Raw genomic sequence first — 15,467 nt, 5'->3', positions numbered from 1 at the left:
TTCATCGCCTTTTCGAGCTCTTCGTCGCTGGCGCCGTTTTTGATGGCGTCCTGTAGCGCCTGCTGCGCCAGGCGCAGCAGGCGCTACAGGACGCCATCAAAAACGGCGCCAGCGACGAAGAGCTCGAAAAGGCGATGAAGGAACTTCGCGAGGCGATGAACCAGTTCCTGCAGGAATTCGCCCAGCGCGCCCAGCAGAACCCGAACGCGCCGCAGATGCAGCAGAACGGTCGGGAACTGCGCCAGAGCGACATCAACCGGATGATGGACGAGATCGAGAATCTCGCCAAATCCGGCGACCGAGACCGGGCCCAGCAGTTGTTGTCGGAACTGCAGGACATGATGAACAACCTGCAGGCCGGGCGCCAGCAGCAGGCCGGCGAGCAGGACAGCGAGATGCGCCAGCAGATGGACAAGCTGGGCGAGATCATGCGGCGCCAGCAGGAGATGATGAACGATACCTTCCGCCTCGATCAGATGCAGCGCGGCGATCGGCAGCGCGGTGCAAATCGCGACGAGCAGCTGGGCGAGGATGGCGAGCAGTCGCAGGATGGGCAGAAGCCCGGTGATGACCGCGACCCGCTCGGCCGGCCGAAGCAAATGACGCCGCAGGAATTCGCGGATGCGCTGAAGCAGCTGCAGGAAGGTCAGGGCCAGTTGCAGAGCGAGCTCGACAAGCTGAAGAAGGGCCTCGAAGGCATGGGCATGCAGCCCAATGAGGGCTTCGGCGAGGCCGGCAAATCCATGGGCGATGCCGAGCAGGCGCTGGGCGAAGGCGAAGGCGACCAGGCGGTCGGCCACCAGGGCCGCGCGCTGGAGGCGCTGCGCCGCGGCGCCAAGGAGATGATGAAGCAGATGCAGGCCATGCAGGGCGACCAGGGCGGCAGCGAACAGGGCGGACGTCAGCAGGACGCCGACCGCGACCCGCTTGGCCGGCCGCGCGCCACAAAGGGCCCCGACGACGGCAACTCCGTCAAGGTGCCCGACGAGATCGACGTGCAGCGCGCCCGCCAGATCCTCGAAGCGATCCGCAAGCGCCTCGGCAACGCGCTCAGCCCGGACATCGAGCGCAGCTACCTCGAACGCCTGCTCGAACTGAAATAGCGCCCACACCGGTCACCGCCGACATGCCGAAGCTTGGAACCGTCACCCCGATCCTGCGCATGTTCGATACCGTCAAGGCGCGAGAGTTCTACCTCGGCTTCCTCGGTTTCGAGGTCCGCTTCGAGCATCGCTTCGACGACAACGCGCCGCTCTATATGGGCGTCGCCCGCGACGGCTGCGAGCTGCATTTGAGCGAGCATCATGGCGACGGCTCGCCCGGTGCCAATATACGCATCGAAACGGACGGCATCATTGAGCTGCATCGCGAGTTCAAGGCCAAGAACTACCGCTTCAACAGGCCGGGCCTCGAGACGACGCCTTGGCAGACGAAGGAGGTCACGGTGATCGATCCGTTCGGCAATCGCCTGACCTTTTTCGAAAGAGACTGAGGTAGCGGGCAGCCGCAGGTCGCTCTCGCCACACGCATTGCAGGCCGCGCTGCCTGCCGGTATCGTCATCGTCAAGGGAGACTGGCGATGATCGACTTCTGGTTCTCCATCGGCAGCACCTACACCTATCTTTCGGTGATGCGTCTCGCCGAGGTTGCGGCTGAGACCGGCATCGAGTTCCGCTGGCTACCCTTCAATGTGCGCGCCATCATGATCGAGATGGACAACATTCCCTTTGCCAAGAAGCCGGCGAAGGCCGCTTATATGTGGCGCGACATCGAGCGCCGAGCGGCGATGTACAGGATGGTGCCGAAACTGCCGGCCCCCTACCCGCTGGCCGAGCTCGAACGCGCCAATCGCGTGGCTCTCATCGCGGCGCGCGAGGGCTGGTGCGAAGCCTATGCCCGGGAAACGTACCGGCGCTGGTTTGAAATGGGTGAGCCGGCTGGTAGCGAGCCAAACATTTCGGCTAGCATCGAGAAGGCCGGACAGAAAGCGGAGCCGGTTCTTCGGCGGGCCGACAGCGATGACGCCAAGGCCGAGCTCGCGGCCGCGACGGAGCAGGCCAAGGCGCTCGGCGTCTTCGGCTCGCCGAGCTTCGTCGTCGACGGCGAGCTGTTCTGGGGCGACGATCGCCTTGAGGATGCCATGCGCTGGCTCAAGCGGATGGAGAGCGGACCGCCGGATTGAGCGGACCGTTTCGTACGTCAAAGACTGGCTGTTGCCTGTGCCTGCCTGGTCAGCATGAAAGCCTCGCGGATCGCGTTTTCCATCCCGTCGATCGCTTCGCCCGTCGCCAGCGGATTGCGGTGAAGCACCACATTCGAGGAATCGATGTCGCCGAAGCCGTCGGCGGCGGTCAGTTCGCGGCAATCGGGCGGGATGTTGCTGCGCGAGATCGGTGCGATCGCCAGGCCAGAAGTGACCGCCAGCGTCAGGCCGCCATTGGTGTCGCTGGTGTAGGCGACGCGGTAGTCGAGGCCGCGCTGCTGCAGCGACTTGATCGCGAAGTCCCGACACCAGCCATTGCGGCTGTAAAGCGCGATCGGCACCGGCCGTTCCTCATGCATGTGATGCAGCGTTGACGTCACCCATACCGTGGGATCGTGCATCAGCACATCGCCGCCGGAAAGACCTTCCCACTCGAACACCACCGCAAGGTCGAGTTCGCCGGCCGCAAGCGCCCTCACCTGCGAGTCGGAATGCGCGTAACGCACCGTGACCTCCACGCGCGGGTGGCGTTTGGCGAATTCGCCAAGTGCCCGCGACAAGATTGACCGCCCGTATTCGGCAGGAATGCCGATGCGCACCAGCCCGCCGAGCGGCGGCGCGACCAGCGATGCCGCCGTCTCGTCGAGCAGCGAGACGATGCGGCGGGCGTTGGTGATGAGCTCGCCGCCGCGGCGTGTCAGCGCCACCCCGCGAGAGCCGCGCTCGAACAGGCTGTCGCCCACCATGTCTTCCAGCTTTTTCATCTGCATGGACACCGCCGACTGGGTGCGTCCGGCCTTTTCCGCCGCCTTGGTGAAATTGCCGGTCTCGGCCACCGCCACGAAGGTGCGCAGGAGGTCGCTGTCGAGGGTGGGCTTCATCGATGCCGCCATAAGAAATTTTGATTGCTGGTATCATTCCAATTCGTTTGCAACATGTCAAACGTCGCAGGATAGTTGCTCTACCCATTGGATATGCGGCCGTGAGATTCGGCAGCGGACCAATTCGAAGAGTCCTCACTCGTGCCCGCTGCCCGAAACGGTGGCGGGCTCTTTTTCACTGGAACGAACATGCAGAACCGGATGGTGCTTGGCATTTTGAGCCTCTGCCTCGGCGTTCTTGTCTTTTCGTTGCAGGACCCGCTGGTGAAGGCGGTTTCGGGCAGCTATCCGGTGACGGAAGTGATGGCGATCCGCGCCCTCGTGGCGCTGCCGATCCTGATCGTTATCGTCCAGGCCGATGTCGGCCTGACAGCCTTGCTGTCGAAACGAGCGGGCATGCTGACGCTGCGCGGCTTCATCCAATTCAGCTCCTACACCGTCTACTATCTGGCGATTGCCGCCCTCTCGCTGGCCGACGCGATAGCGCTCTATTTCATGGCGCCGCTCTTCATCATGTTGCTTGCCGGGCCTTATCTCGGCGAGCACGTCTCCTGGCGGACGCTGACGACGGTGCTGATCGGCCTCGTGGGCGTGGTCGTGATGCTGCGTCCGGGCGCCGGATTGTTCGACTGGGCGGCACTGCTGTCGCTCGGCTCGGCATTCCTCTACGGGTTCTCGCAACTGATGGCGCGCCGGATCGGCGAGACCGAATCCTCGACGGTGATGGCCTTCTACCAGAACGGCGCCTATCTCACCGGCGCTGTGGCGGTGGCCGCGGTGTTTCATCTTGCCGGCATTACCCATGCGGGCCACCCGAGCCTCGACTTCCTGGTGCGGCCGTGGGTCTGGCCGGCGCTGCCGGACTTCCTGAAGATGGCGGCCTGCGGCTTCGTTGCCTCCGCCGGCATGATCTTGCTGTCGCAGGCCTACCGGATGGCGCCCGCCAACCGGGTCGCAACCTTCGAATACACGGGCATCCTCTGGTCGCCGCTGTGGGGCTTCCTGTTCTTCGCCGAGGTCCCGCGGTCAACGACGGTGCTGGGCGCGGCGCTGATCATCGGCGCCGGTCTGGCCGCACTGAACGGTGAGCGCCGACGCGGCGCAGCACCTGCAATCGCAGCGACCGGCGATGCCGTCTGAACGATCAAGCGAAGCAGCTTAATGCCCGTCCGACGCGGGCGCGTATTTCGGCAAGCGTGAACGGCTTCTGCACGACGTCGAGGATGATGCCGTTCAATTCCTCGGCGCGCTCGCGCTGGTCGGCATAGCCGGTCATCAGCATGATCTTCATGGCCGGAAACTGTTTTGCCGCCGCGGTCGCCATCTCGATGCCGTCCATCTCCGGCATGCGGATATCGGATACCACGAGATCGTAGCTGCCGCGCTGCTGGCGGATCAGGGTGAGCCCCTGCGCGCCATCGGCGGCGATGGTGACACTGTGCCCATCACGCTCCAGCGCGCGGGCAGCGAGGGTGCGGACGGATTCATCGTCCTCGACGATCAAAAGCTTTGCCATGCCGAGATAGATGCCGCCGAAACGTTGACGTTTTCTGAAAATTTGAAACGTCTATGCGGCCTCTTTCGGCGCGACCTTACTTGTCGCCTTTCACGACCCCGACAAACGGCAATTCCCGGAAAGCATGCGCGACGTCCATGCCGTAGCCGACGACGAAATAATCGGGGCAGTCGAAGCCGACATAATCGGCGTTGAGCGTGGTCTGGCGGCGCATGCGCTTGTCGAGCAGCACCGCGATGGCGCAGCTCCTGGCGCCGCGCGACAGCATCAGGTCGCGGGTGAAGGAAAGCGTCTTGCCGGATTCGAGGATGTCGTCGATCAAAAGAACGTCGCGGCCGGCGACCTCGTTGTCGATGTCGCGCAGCACCTTGACCTCGCCGCTTGTGGTGCCGGCGCCGTAGCTGGAGATGAAGATGAATTCGACCTCGGGCGACAGGCCGACGTCGTGCATGGCGCGGATAAGATCGGCGGCAAAGACGAACGAGCCTTTCAGGATCGATATCACAAGCAGGTCGTGATAGTCGCGCCCGGCGATTTCCTTGGCGAGCTCGAGATTGCGCCGGGCGATCGCCGACGCCGAAAACAGGACCTCGATGTCCTTGCCGCGTACAACTGGCATAGCTTTTTCCTTCAGAATCGCCTGCAACGCCGGAAGGGCTAGGTTCATCAATATTCAGGTCAGGCCGAACCCAAAATAGCGGGTTCCGAGAACCGGTGCAGAGCGTACTCAAGCACGTGAGCACCTAAGCGCAGGAAACCACTAATTGCAGGCCGGCATCACCTGAATATCGATGCCCCTACCCGGCGAAGGTGACCGATACGGCCTTCACGCCGTTTCTAGGGACATCGAGCCGGCTGGAAAAGCCGAATCTTTCGCCGGGCGCCAGCGAGCGGTTGGATGTCCCCAACCTGTAGCGGATGACATTGCTGGCATTGTCGGTGACGCGGATCTCGAGCGGCGGCAGCGACTCCGCCCGTACGCCGTCATTGGCGGCCTCGCCGTCGATGAACAGGATGGGCTTCAGCCCCGAGGCATCGATTCGCGACGTCACACCGGAAATGCTGAGCGCGCTTGCCGGCTGCGCAGCCGCCCAGAAGGGGCTCTGACGCACCAGGGCATGACCGCCCGACACCCAGAAAGCCACGAGTGCGGCGCCCACTCCGGCGGCCCAGAAGATTGGACCGCCACGCGAGGCCGGCCGCGCCGGCGCAGCCTCCGGTTTGCGCAGCATGCCCATGCCAGCGATGGATGGCGTCGAGGGCGCTTGCGGCGGCAACGGCGCCGCAAGCGGTTCCGAACGGGCGGCGAATCGCGGCAGCACCACATAGTCGGCATCGACGACATCGGTGTCGAGGATGACGCGCTCCGGCGCGGCCTTTGTCGCCGTGCCGGTCATGATTTCGCCGGAAACAGAGCGCGCGGTTCTATCCTCAGCCATTACGGCCCCAGTGCAATCTTCGTTGCTTTTGGGTAAACGCAAATGGTTAACGCTTCCCCACCGGAACTGCTGTGAAATGTCGAAAGCGCGCAGAAATTAACCAACGATTAACCATGCCGGCCGATGGTCTTGGCAGAGAACAGGCTGGCGGGATGCCGCCTAAGGTTTCAGGTCGCCGAACGTGATCCGCTTCGAAAATGTCGGCCTCCGCTATGGCATGGGTCCGGAGATCCTCCGCGACATTTCCCTGCACATTCCGGAGCGCTCCTTTCAGTTCCTGAGCGGCCCCTCGGGCGCCGGCAAGACCACCTTGCTGCGCCTGCTTTTCATGTCGCTGAAGCCGACGCGCGGCCTGATCACCATTTTCGGCAAGGATCGTTCGCGCATCTCGCGCGGCGAGTTGCCGCTGCTCAGGCGCCGCATCGGCGTGGTGTTCCAGGATTTCCGCCTGCTTGACCACATGACCACTTACGAGAACGTGGCGCTGCCGTTGCGCGTCCGCGGGCGCGAGGAGGCGAGCTATCGCACCGACGTCACCGAGCTCCTGAAATGGGTTGGCCTCGGGGAGCGCATGCATGTGCTGCCGCCGGTGCTGTCGGGCGGCGAGAAGCAGCGTGCTGCGATCGCTCGCGCGCTGATCGAGCAGCCGGAGATCCTGCTTGCCGACGAGCCGACCGGCAACGTCGATCCGCCGTTGGCGCGCCGGCTGCTGAGGCTCTTTATCGAGCTCAACCGGCTCGGCACCGCCGTGGTGATCGCAACCCACGACCTCGGCCTGATGGAGCAGGTCGATGCGCGGCGCATGATTCTGGCCGGCGGAAGGCTGGACGTCTATGACTGAACTTCCGGCCGATCACCTGCACGAGGAAGCCGTCGAGACGCCGGCTGTCGTTCGCCGTGTCCAGCGCAAGATGGCGCCGATCGTGCCGGCGCACAACATCGCCGGCCGGGCCCTGGTGCTGGTCATCGCCATCATGACCTTCCTGTCCTGCCTAACCTTCGGCGCCGTGACGCTGGTGCGCGACACCGCCTCGGTCTGGGAGAACCAGATCTCGCGCGAGGCGACGATCCAGATCAAGCCCGTCGAGGGCCTCGACATGGAAGCAGCCCTCGCGCAGGCCTCTGAGATCGCCAGCGAGTTCCCGGGTGTGAAGGGTACGAGGATCGTCGACCGCGATGCGACGGCGCGCCTTTTGGAGCCGTGGCTGGGCACCGGCCTCAACATTGATGAACTGCCGGTGCCGCGCCTCATCGTCGTCACCATCGACGAGGCCAATCCGCCCGACTTCGCGGCCATGCGCGCCGCGATCACGCCCAAGCTGCCGAGCGCCGCGCTCGACGACCATCGCACCTGGGTCGACCGGCTGGTCGCCATGGCGCATACGACAGTGACGATCGGCTTTGCCGTTTTGGCGCTGATATTATCGGCGACGGTGCTGACGGTGGTGTTCGCCACGCGCGGCGCCATGGCCGGCAACGGCCACATCATCGAGGTCCTGCATTTTGTCGGCGCCGAGGCCCGCTTCATCGCGCGCGAATTCCGTTGGCATTTCCTGGTCACCGGCATGAAAGGCGCCGCCGCCGGAGGTGCCGCCGCTATCATGGTCTTCATCGTCTTTTCCTGGTGGTCGTCGCGCAACATGGCGACGCCTGAGGCCGACCAGGCGACCGCGCTGTTCGGCAATTTCGCGATCGGCTCCACCGGCTATCTCGGCGTCGCCCTGATGGTGCTGGTGATCGGCGCGCTGACCGCTGCGACCTCGCATGCCACGGTCGTCGCCTATCTCAGCGAGATCGACATCCGGCAGCCGGAGGCGGTCTGATCATGACGCGTAGCCAAGGGTGGCGCGAATGCAAGAGGTGGCAAGTTGGGTTTCCAATGCGATCCGGACTCCACAAGTGCATGATCACGCAAGGGAAACTGCCGTAACGCAATGTGCGCCGTGCTATCTATGAAAGGCGACGTTTCAGAGTTAACCATTGGATGTTTTCAGGATTAACCTGGGGATGATGGACGCGCGGGACTCGATCGGAACGGCTGGACGGATGCCAGCGGCGCTTACGCGCGGTGCTGCGTCTGCAAGAACCGGTCGTCTCAGATTTGCGCTTCGTCTCTGCGGTTTCTTCGTGCTCGCCCTGCTGGCGCTTTTCGCCGGCGGCTTCGGCTGGTTTGCCGACAAGGTCAGCAACATGACGACGCCGGTCAATCCGGCCAGGGCCGACGCAATCATCGTGCTCACCGGTGGTCAGTCGAGGCTCGACGCCGCCATGGATCTGCTGGCATCAGGCAAGGGCGAGCGGCTCTTGATCAGCGGTGTTCACCCCACGGCGAGCCGCCGCCAATTGCAAGCGGCGATGGGCGGCGACAAGCAGCTGTTCTCCTGCTGCGTCGACATCGACCGCGCCGCGCTCGACACGATCGGCAATGCCGAGGAGAGCGCCAAATGGGTGGAAAGCCACGCCTATGGCAGCATCATCGTCGTCACCAACAACTACCACATGCCGCGCAGCCTGCTCGAGATGGGCCGGCTGCTGCATGGCGCGCGGCTTGAGCCCTATCCGGTGGTCAACAACAAGCTCGGCAATGGCAGCTGGCTGACCAAGCCGGAAGCACTGCGCGTGCTGCTCACCGAATACAGCAAATATGTGTTGGCGCTGGCGCGCGGCATCGTCCCGCTTCGGCCGACCACCGAGGGCGTCACGCTCGCCGAAGCCTCTACGGTGAGCAAGAACTAAGCTTCGCCAGACGCGCTGTTGCGCAGGCGTGCGATCTCCTGCTCCAGACCGGCAATGCGTCTATCCCGCTCGGCAAGCGCGGCGGCCACATCCGCCGCCTCGAAGCGCTGCGGAATATGCTGCGGGCAATTTGCATCCCAGGCCGTGACGCTGAACAGGATCGCCTGCTCCGGCCGCGCCTTGTAGTTGGCCGGCATCAGCCTCGCCGTCAGCTCCGCATCGTCCTCGACGACGCGCGCTGTGCCCCAGATCTTGATGCGCTGCCGAAGCATGTAGTCGATCAGGAACAGGAAGGCCTGGGCATTGTCCGCAAGATTGCCCTGGGTGATGAACTGCCGGTTCCCCGAGAAATCGGCAAAGCCGATCGTTTGCTCGTCCAGCACCTTCAGGAAGCCGGCTGGCCCGCCGCGATGCTGAACATAGGGTTGACCTCCGCCATTGGCTGTCGCCAGGAACACACTGGTCTGCGCCTCGACGAAGGCGGCGAGGTCGGGCGTGATCGTCGCCCGCCAGCCGCCGCGCTCCTCGACCCGCGCATAAGATGCGCGCGAGCCCTTGCGGGACTGGATGGCCTTGACCGTAGGGGTAAAGGCGACGTCGCTGGTGAAGGCGTCCATGGCGGCTGTCCTCTGCCAAAGTGGAACGACATGTAGCCCCTTCCGAAATCCGGAGGTAGAAGGCATATTTGCAATCCATCCTTCCACATTTCGGAAGAATAAATGGACCGCCTCGACGCCATGTTCTTGTTCGTAGCCACCGTGGAGGCCGGCAGCCTTTCCGCCGTCGCGCGACATGCCGGCGTGCCGCTCGCCACCGTCAGCCGCAAGCTCTCCGAACTGGAGAGGCACCTCAAGACGCGTCTGCTCAACCGCTCGACGCGGCGCCTCACCTTGACGGACGCTGGTCGTTCCTATCTCGCCGCCTGCCGCCGTATCCTCGATGAGGTGGGCGAAGCCGAGCGCGCCGCCGCTGGCGAATACTTGAGCCCGACCGGCGAGCTGGTGATCACTGCGCCGGTCGTCTTCGGCCGCCTGCATGTGCTGCCGATTGTTACAGATTTTCTGGCCGCCTATCCCGACGTCGACATCCGCCTGACGCTGTCCGATCGGATCACGCATCTGATCGAGGAGCATATCGATCTTGCCGTGCGCATCGGCGCGCTGCCGGATTCGGCCATGGTCGCAACGCGCGTCGGCCAGATCCGCCGCATCGTCTGCGCCAGCCCGGCATATCTTGCGAAGCATGGCACGCCGTTCGAACCGCGCGACCTTTCAGGCCACAACTGCATCACCTTCGAAGGGCTTGCCTCTCCCGCGACGTGGAGCTTCGGCACCGGCAAGAGCGAAACCGTGGTTCCGGTCCGCTCGCGGCTGCAGCTCAACACCGCCGAGGCAGCAATCGATGCGGCGATCGCCAGCCTCGGCCTGACGAAGGTGCTCTCCTATCAGGCGGACGCCGCGGTGCGCGCCGGCGCGCTTCATGTCGTGCTCGAGCCGTTCGAGCCGCCGCCCTGGCCGGTCAATCTCGTGCATGCCGGTCAGGGCCTGCTGCCGGTGAAGCTTCGGGCCTTCCTCGATTTCGCGGCGCCCCGCCTGAAGGAGCGGCTGGCGCGTTCGCTGTGATGCGCCCGACCGTCGCGCCGTTTCCTTTTTGCCCGCGCTTGGTGTAACCAACGCTCACTTCCACACCGGGCCCTTTCCCGCATGCTCATTATCCGCTCGCTGGCGTTCAACCTTGCCTTCTATCTCAGCCTGGTCGTTCAGATGATCTTCTGGACGCCCTTCTATTTCCTGTCGCCCCGCCACCGCGCCTGGTTCGTGCCGAAATTCTGGTCGCGCACCTCGATGTGGCTTTACGACAAGATCGCCGGCACCAGGAGCGAAATCACGGGTTCCGAGAACCTGCCTGAGGGGTCCTTCATCCTGGCGCCGAAGCACCAGTCCTTCTGGGACGCGATCGCCTTTTTTCCTTATCTCGACGACGCCTTGTATATCCTGAAGCGGGAACTGACCTGGATCCCCTTCTTCGGCTGGTACATCATGAAGATGCGCATGATCCCGGTCGACCGCGGCAGCCGCTCCAAGGCGCTGAAAGCGGTCGTTGCCGCGACAAGGCAGGAGATGGCGCGCAACCCGCGTCAGCTTATCATCTACCCGGAAGGCACTCGTCGCCCACCGGGCGCCGAGCCGTCCTACAAATACGGCATCGTCGAGCTCTATACCCAACTGGGCGTTCCCGTGGTGCCGGTCGCCCATGTCGCCGGCCTCTACTGGCCGCGCCGCAAGTTCATGCGTTATCCGGGCACCATAAAGGCCCGTTTCCTGCCGCCGATTCCTCCGGGGCTCGACAAGGAGGAGTTCATGCAGCGGCTGATCGGCGAGACCGAGACCGCCTGCGACGAGCTGCTGGTCGAGGCCTCGCGCGCGCCGAACCCGCCGCCGATGCCGCCGACGGCGGTGAAGCGGCTGGCGGAGCTCGGCGCTGCGGCGAAGGCCTGAGCTCCCCTTACGGCAGCCCCGCCAGTGCAGTCGTCAGCACCAGCGTCGCCGCGAAGACGAGATTGATGATCCGCGACGCCAATGGATCGCGCAGCAGCCTCGCGAAAATCGTCCCAGCGAGAAGCCAGAGCACATGAATGGCGACGATCATCGCTGCCAGCACCAAAAGCTTGGCCGAAATCCCGAGCCCGTCGACCGTGGATGAAGCTCCCGCGAAGACCGCGCCGATCGCCACATAGGCTTTCGGGTTGGCGACGGCGAGCATGAAGCCGCCGAAGAAGGTGGGACGCGCCGCCGCATTGCCGCCTTGGGCAAGCGGCGGCGCTGTCGCGATCCTGAAGGCAAGGTAGAGGATGTAGAGGGCCGAAGCGACAGTCAGCAACGGCGCCAGCCCCGGCACCGAGGCGAGCATGCCGAATATCCCGGCGGCCACAACCAGGAGCACGGCCGTCGTTCCAAGCACGATGCCGGACGTATAAGCCAGCGAAGGCCGCAGCCCGAAAGCGGCGCCGACGGCGGTGACGCTGATCGTCGCCGGACCTGGGCTACCCATGACAACGGTCGCCGCCATGACCAGCGCCAGCACCTGCTGCCAGGGCTGCGCTTCGGACAAAACTTCTCCGACCATGCCGAACCTCAATTCCTGCCGCGATCGGGTAGGAATTATCGCGAGGCTATCTGCAAGGTCTTGGACGATCGTGCGGGGGACCTGCTGCACTAACGCATGTTGGATCCAGGTCAGGCCGGCATCCGCCTGAATATCGACACGCCTTAAGCGCTGGCGCGATCGAGCGCTGCGATGTCGTCGGCGGAAAGCTTGAGCGATGCGGCGCGGATCAGGCTTTCCATCTGTGCGGGCGTCGTGGCGCTGGCAATCGGCGCGCTGATGCCCGGCCGCGCCATGATCCAGGCGAGCGCCACTTCGGCCTGCTTGGCCGAATGGCGCCCGGCCGCGGCATCGAGCGCGGAGAGAATGCGCATGCCGCGTTCGTTGAGATACTCGGCCACGTCTTCGCCACGCTCGCTCCGGCCAAGGTCGGCCTTGCTGCGGTATTTGCCGCTGAGGAACCCCTTGGCCAGGCCGAAATAGGTGATGACGCCGAGGCTTTCCGCCTTGCACAGGTCGAGCAGCGGGCCGTCCAGCGAAGAGCGATCGTACAGATTGTATTCGGGCTGCAGAACCTCGTAACGCGGCAAGCCCCGCAGGCTGGCGACATCCAGGGCCGCGCGCAATTGCCCCGCATCGAGATTGGAGCAGCCCGGATAGCGGATCTTGCCCTTCTCGAGCAGGCGCTGATAGGCGCCGAGCGTTTCCTCGTAAGGCGTGGCCGGGTCCGGCCAGTGCGACAGATAGAGGTCGATGACGTCGGTCTGCAGCCGCTTGAGCGATTGGTCGACCGCTTTTTCGATATAGGCTGCGGAGAGGTCCCGCCTGCCCTGTCCCATGTCGGAGCCGACCTTGGTGATGACGACGATGCTGTCCCGGTTGCCGCGGCTCTTCATCCAGTTGCCGATGATGGTTTCGGATTCGCCGCCTTTGTTGCCCGGCGCCCAGCGCGAATAGGCGTCCGCCGTGTCGACTGCGTTGAAGCCGGCCTCGGCAAAGCGGTCGAGCAGGTCGAACGAGGTCTTCTCGTCGGCGGTCCAGCCGAAGACGTTGCCTCCAAGGACCAGCGGCGCGATGGAAAGGTCGGTGCGACCGAGACGGCGTTTCTGCAAGACTGATCTCCGTGATGCTGGGAAGGGCATGGGTGCCCAGAGGATGGATTGCGGCTAAGCTAGGTCGTGCCTTGCCGAGGTCAAAGGCATGGTTTTGCTTTTTGATCGGGCCAGATCTTCACGAAGGCGCGACCTGCCGCCCCACCTCTTCCAGCCAGTGGTCGCGGATGCCGAGCGCCCTCAGATGCTCCACTGTGCTCAGGACATAGTCTTCGTTCCTGCCCGATTGGCCCACGGCGCCGCGCACGACTTTTGCCGCATGGCCGGCGTCGAGCCCGCCGGCATATTGCTCATGCGCGCGGTCGACGATGTAGGCGACCGCTTCGACCGTTCCGCCTTGTCCCGCCCCATCCAGCCGGACATCGAGAGTGCGTTCGAGATAGACGCTGGTCACCAGCTCGCGCTCGCGCAGATAGGAAAGCACTTCGTCACGCAAATCGCCGGGCACGCGGAAGGCGAGCCCGACGCAGGAGCCGCCGCGGTCGAGGCCGAGCACCAGGCCCGGCCGCTCACGCGTACCGCGATGGACGAAGGAATAGACGCAGAGCGACCGGCGGAAGCCGTAAAGACGGGCGCGCCGCGTCTCGACATGTGCGAAACCGGGCCGCCAGATCAGCGACCCGTAGCCAAAAACCCAAAAATCGCCCATATCGCCAAGCCTGATTGCATTCGAGTGACGACACCACACCGGTAAGGTGCTTCTTCTGTCCCCGCTTGTCGTGCGTAAGAACAACCACCCGCTCGCCGCATGAGGGGTTAACGAGAGCCGCAGCATGACGTCAAGTGACGAGCGATCGCGCAAACCTCGCCGCCGGCTGTTCTGGCTTGCGGCGTTCATCTTGGTGCTGTTCGCGCTCTACAGCGGCGGATGGTTCTATCTCGCCGGCAAGGTCAAGACCGAGGCCGAGCGGGCCGTGGCCGAGCTTGGAGGCAAGGGCATCAAGGCCGACTGCGCCAATCTCACGGTCAGCGGTTATCCACTGGACTTCACGGTCGCCTGCGACAGCCTGGCCTATCAGGACGATGCCAGGAATGTAGCGGCCTCGACCGGCGATATGAACGTCGTCGCTCGCATCACCCAGCCTCTGTCGCCCGTGGCGAACCTGCGCGGACCGTTGCGGACTGTGGCGCCGGGCATGCCGCCGCTTTGGCTCGACTGGGACAAGCTGCACGCCACGGTCAAGCTGTCATGGCCGCTTCCGCGCCGCATTTCGCTTCAGGCGGAAGGCTTGTCTGGACAGACCGATCCGGCCGACGACACCGATCCCGTGCAGCTGTTCAGCGCCGGCCAGGCGGCCGGCCAGCTGCAGCCGAACGGCCAGGACCTCGTCTATACCGGCAGCTTTGGCGACCTGAAGATCGACGCGGAAGCTGTCGGCGGACGCGTGCTGCCGGAACTCGACGGCGCCGGCGAAGCGACAGTGAAGAACGGCGTCGCGCTGATTAAGGCGCCGCCGAAAAGCCTGCGCGGCCAGTCGGTCGAGATTGCCAGCCTCGACGTGTCATCGGGCACGGCGCGCGTAACCGTATCCGGGCCGATCTCGATCGACGCCGACGGCCTGATCGATGCAAATCTGTCGATCAAGCTAAAGGACCCGAAGGCCGTAGCGGCGATCCTCGCCGGCGCCATTCCCGAGCACAAGAGCGAGATCGAGCAGGGTTTTGCCGGCATTGCCATGCTCGGCAACCAACCGTCCATGCCGCTCAAGATCGTGAAGGGTAAAGCTTCGCTTGGCTTCATCCCGCTCGGCAAGATCAAGCCGGTCGATTGAGACTGCGATGGCCGGACCGATCAAACTGCTCAGCGTCGGCGCGTTCACCCTCGACACGATCCTGCGTGTCGAGACGCTGCCCGCGCATCAGGGCAACTTCATCGCCAGCGACGGTGTCCAGATCGCCTCCGGCATGGCGACGAGTGCAGCCTGCGCCGCGCATCGCCTCGGCGCCGATGTGTCGCTTTGGGCGAGCGCGGGAGACGATGCGGTCGGCGACCGGCTGATTGCCGAGATCGAGGCGGAAGGTGTCGATTGCAGCCTGGTCCGCCGCGTCGCCGGCGCGCGCTCCGCGCTGGCCGCGATCCTGGTGGATGCCCATGGCGAGCGCATCATCGTGCCCTTCTATGACAGCAGGGCGCAAGCCGATCCCGACACGCTGCCGCTTGCCGAACTTTCCGCCTTCGACGCCGTGCTGGTGGACGTCCGCTGGCCGGGCGCCGCGGCACTTGCCTTGGCGGCCGCGCGGGACGCCGGCCGTCCGGCGATCCTCGACGCCGACACCGCGCCGATCGACGTGCTCGAGCGGCTTTTGCCGTTGGCCTCGCACATCGTCGCCTCGGAGCCGGCGGCGCGGATCGTCTGCGGCCATGCGCTCGATCCGGAAAGCGCATGCGCCGATCTCGCCTCGCGCACCGACGCCTTCGTCGCGGTGACGGGCGGCGCTGCCGGAACCTGGTCGCATGATCGGGGAACCGGTCGC

18 protein-coding genes and 1 pseudogene are annotated in these 15,467 nt (G+C 64.6%); 11 read left to right on the top strand and 8 right to left on the bottom strand.

Features of this window, described 5'->3' with window-relative positions:
- From EOA79_RS20570 to EOA79_RS20560, 3 genes and pseudogenes are all read left to right on the top strand, one after another.
- Positions 1 to 1,103 (top strand): annotated as a pseudogene (locus EOA79_RS20570) (TIGR02302 family protein); the annotation flags it as partial.
- 23 nt (positions 1,104 to 1,126) lie between these two features.
- Positions 1,127 to 1,492 carry a glyoxalase superfamily protein gene (locus EOA79_RS20565; protein ID WP_095823976.1) on the top strand — a complete coding sequence of 122 codons (366 nt, stop codon included), beginning with the start codon at positions 1,127 to 1,129 and terminating at the stop codon, positions 1,490 to 1,492.
- Between the two features lie 87 nt (positions 1,493 to 1,579).
- Positions 1,580 to 2,182: a 2-hydroxychromene-2-carboxylate isomerase gene (locus EOA79_RS20560; RefSeq protein ID WP_095823977.1), complete on the top strand. Its 603-nt coding sequence runs from the start codon at positions 1,580 to 1,582 to the stop codon at positions 2,180 to 2,182.
- 17 nt (positions 2,183 to 2,199) lie between these two features.
- Here EOA79_RS20560 and EOA79_RS20555 read toward each other — a convergent pair whose 3' ends face one another.
- Entirely contained in the window at positions 2,200 to 3,084 is an 885-nt protein-coding gene (locus tag EOA79_RS20555; protein WP_095824181.1) for a LysR substrate-binding domain-containing protein, read from the bottom strand.
- A 189-nt stretch (positions 3,085 to 3,273) separates the two neighbouring features.
- Here EOA79_RS20555 and EOA79_RS20550 point away from each other — a divergent pair, with 189 nt between their 5' ends.
- Complete coding sequence (locus EOA79_RS20550; protein ID WP_095823978.1) at positions 3,274 to 4,224, top strand: DMT family transporter; 951 nt, start codon at positions 3,274 to 3,276, stop codon at positions 4,222 to 4,224.
- 4 nt (positions 4,225 to 4,228) lie between these two features.
- Here the strand turns inward: EOA79_RS20550 and EOA79_RS20545 are convergent, their stop codons facing one another.
- From EOA79_RS20545 to EOA79_RS20535, 3 genes are all read right to left on the bottom strand, one after another.
- Positions 4,229 to 4,600: a response regulator gene (locus tag EOA79_RS20545; protein ID WP_067319126.1), complete on the bottom strand. Its 372-nt coding sequence runs from the start codon at positions 4,598 to 4,600 to the stop codon at positions 4,229 to 4,231.
- Positions 4,601 to 4,676: 76 nt separating this feature from the next.
- On the bottom strand, positions 4,677 to 5,219 hold the full coding sequence (gene hpt / locus EOA79_RS20540; RefSeq protein WP_067319657.1) for a hypoxanthine phosphoribosyltransferase: 543 nt from the start codon (positions 5,217 to 5,219) through the stop codon (positions 4,677 to 4,679).
- Positions 5,220 to 5,397: 178 nt separating this feature from the next.
- Positions 5,398 to 6,039, bottom strand: a complete 642-nt coding sequence (locus tag EOA79_RS20535; protein WP_095823979.1) for a hypothetical protein — start codon at positions 6,037 to 6,039, stop codon at positions 5,398 to 5,400.
- Between the two features lie 181 nt (positions 6,040 to 6,220).
- Here EOA79_RS20535 and ftsE point away from each other — a divergent pair, with 181 nt between their 5' ends.
- From ftsE to EOA79_RS20520, 3 genes are all read left to right on the top strand, one after another.
- Entirely contained in the window at positions 6,221 to 6,880 is a 660-nt protein-coding gene (ftsE, locus tag EOA79_RS20530) for a cell division ATP-binding protein FtsE (protein ID WP_066990245.1), read from the top strand.
- Complete coding sequence (locus tag EOA79_RS20525; RefSeq protein ID WP_095823980.1) at positions 6,873 to 7,862, top strand: ABC transporter permease; 990 nt, start codon at positions 6,873 to 6,875, stop codon at positions 7,860 to 7,862. The genes ftsE and EOA79_RS20525 overlap by 8 nt, the downstream gene beginning before the upstream one ends.
- A 184-nt stretch (positions 7,863 to 8,046) precedes the next feature.
- Entirely contained in the window at positions 8,047 to 8,775 is a 729-nt protein-coding gene (locus tag EOA79_RS20520; RefSeq protein WP_066990251.1) for a YdcF family protein, read from the top strand.
- Here the strand turns inward: EOA79_RS20520 and EOA79_RS20515 are convergent.
- On the bottom strand, positions 8,772 to 9,392 hold the full coding sequence (locus EOA79_RS20515; RefSeq protein WP_095823981.1) for a pyridoxamine 5'-phosphate oxidase family protein: 621 nt from the start codon (positions 9,390 to 9,392) through the stop codon (positions 8,772 to 8,774). The two genes, EOA79_RS20520 and EOA79_RS20515, sit on opposite strands and share 4 nt — an antisense overlap.
- A gap of 102 nt (positions 9,393 to 9,494) precedes the next feature.
- Here EOA79_RS20515 and EOA79_RS20510 point away from each other — a divergent pair, with 102 nt between their 5' ends.
- Together EOA79_RS20510 and EOA79_RS20505 are read left to right on the top strand one after the other, a co-directional pair.
- Positions 9,495 to 10,397 carry a LysR family transcriptional regulator gene (locus EOA79_RS20510; protein WP_095823982.1) on the top strand — a complete coding sequence of 301 codons (903 nt, stop codon included), beginning with the start codon at positions 9,495 to 9,497 and terminating at the stop codon, positions 10,395 to 10,397.
- Between the two features lie 81 nt (positions 10,398 to 10,478).
- Positions 10,479 to 11,273: a 1-acyl-sn-glycerol-3-phosphate acyltransferase gene (locus EOA79_RS20505; protein WP_095823983.1), complete on the top strand. Its 795-nt coding sequence runs from the start codon at positions 10,479 to 10,481 to the stop codon at positions 11,271 to 11,273.
- Between the two features lie 7 nt (positions 11,274 to 11,280).
- On the opposite strand, the gene EOA79_RS20500 is transcribed toward EOA79_RS20505, so the two are convergent.
- The 3 genes from EOA79_RS20500 to EOA79_RS20490 form a co-directional block, all read right to left on the bottom strand.
- Complete coding sequence (locus EOA79_RS20500) at positions 11,281 to 11,901, bottom strand: LysE family translocator (RefSeq protein ID WP_095823984.1); 621 nt, start codon at positions 11,899 to 11,901, stop codon at positions 11,281 to 11,283.
- A 143-nt stretch (positions 11,902 to 12,044) separates the two neighbouring features.
- The gene (locus tag EOA79_RS20495; RefSeq protein WP_095823985.1) at positions 12,045 to 12,992 is read right to left on the bottom strand and encodes an aldo/keto reductase; all 948 of its coding nucleotides are present in this window, start codon (positions 12,990 to 12,992) and stop codon (positions 12,045 to 12,047) included.
- Between the two features lie 118 nt (positions 12,993 to 13,110).
- Entirely contained in the window at positions 13,111 to 13,641 is a 531-nt protein-coding gene (locus tag EOA79_RS20490) for a gamma-glutamylcyclotransferase (protein WP_095823986.1), read from the bottom strand.
- Positions 13,642 to 13,765: 124 nt separating this feature from the next.
- Between EOA79_RS20490 and EOA79_RS20485 the strand changes: the two genes are divergently transcribed.
- On the top strand, positions 13,766 to 14,764 hold the full coding sequence (locus EOA79_RS20485) for a DUF2125 domain-containing protein (RefSeq protein ID WP_066990272.1): 999 nt from the start codon (positions 13,766 to 13,768) through the stop codon (positions 14,762 to 14,764).
- Between the two features lie 7 nt (positions 14,765 to 14,771).
- The coding region (locus EOA79_RS20480) for a PfkB family carbohydrate kinase (RefSeq protein WP_128293225.1) at positions 14,772 to 15,467 on the top strand (696 nt) is incomplete at its 3' end.

The sequence above is a fragment of the Mesorhizobium sp. M1A.F.Ca.IN.020.03.2.1 genome (assembly GCF_004023205.1).
In the GTDB taxonomy this organism is placed as follows: Bacteria; Pseudomonadota; Alphaproteobacteria; order Rhizobiales; family Rhizobiaceae; genus Mesorhizobium.
Note: the sequence above shows the minus strand (reverse complement) of the source record. Positions and strands in the feature narration are given on the sequence as shown.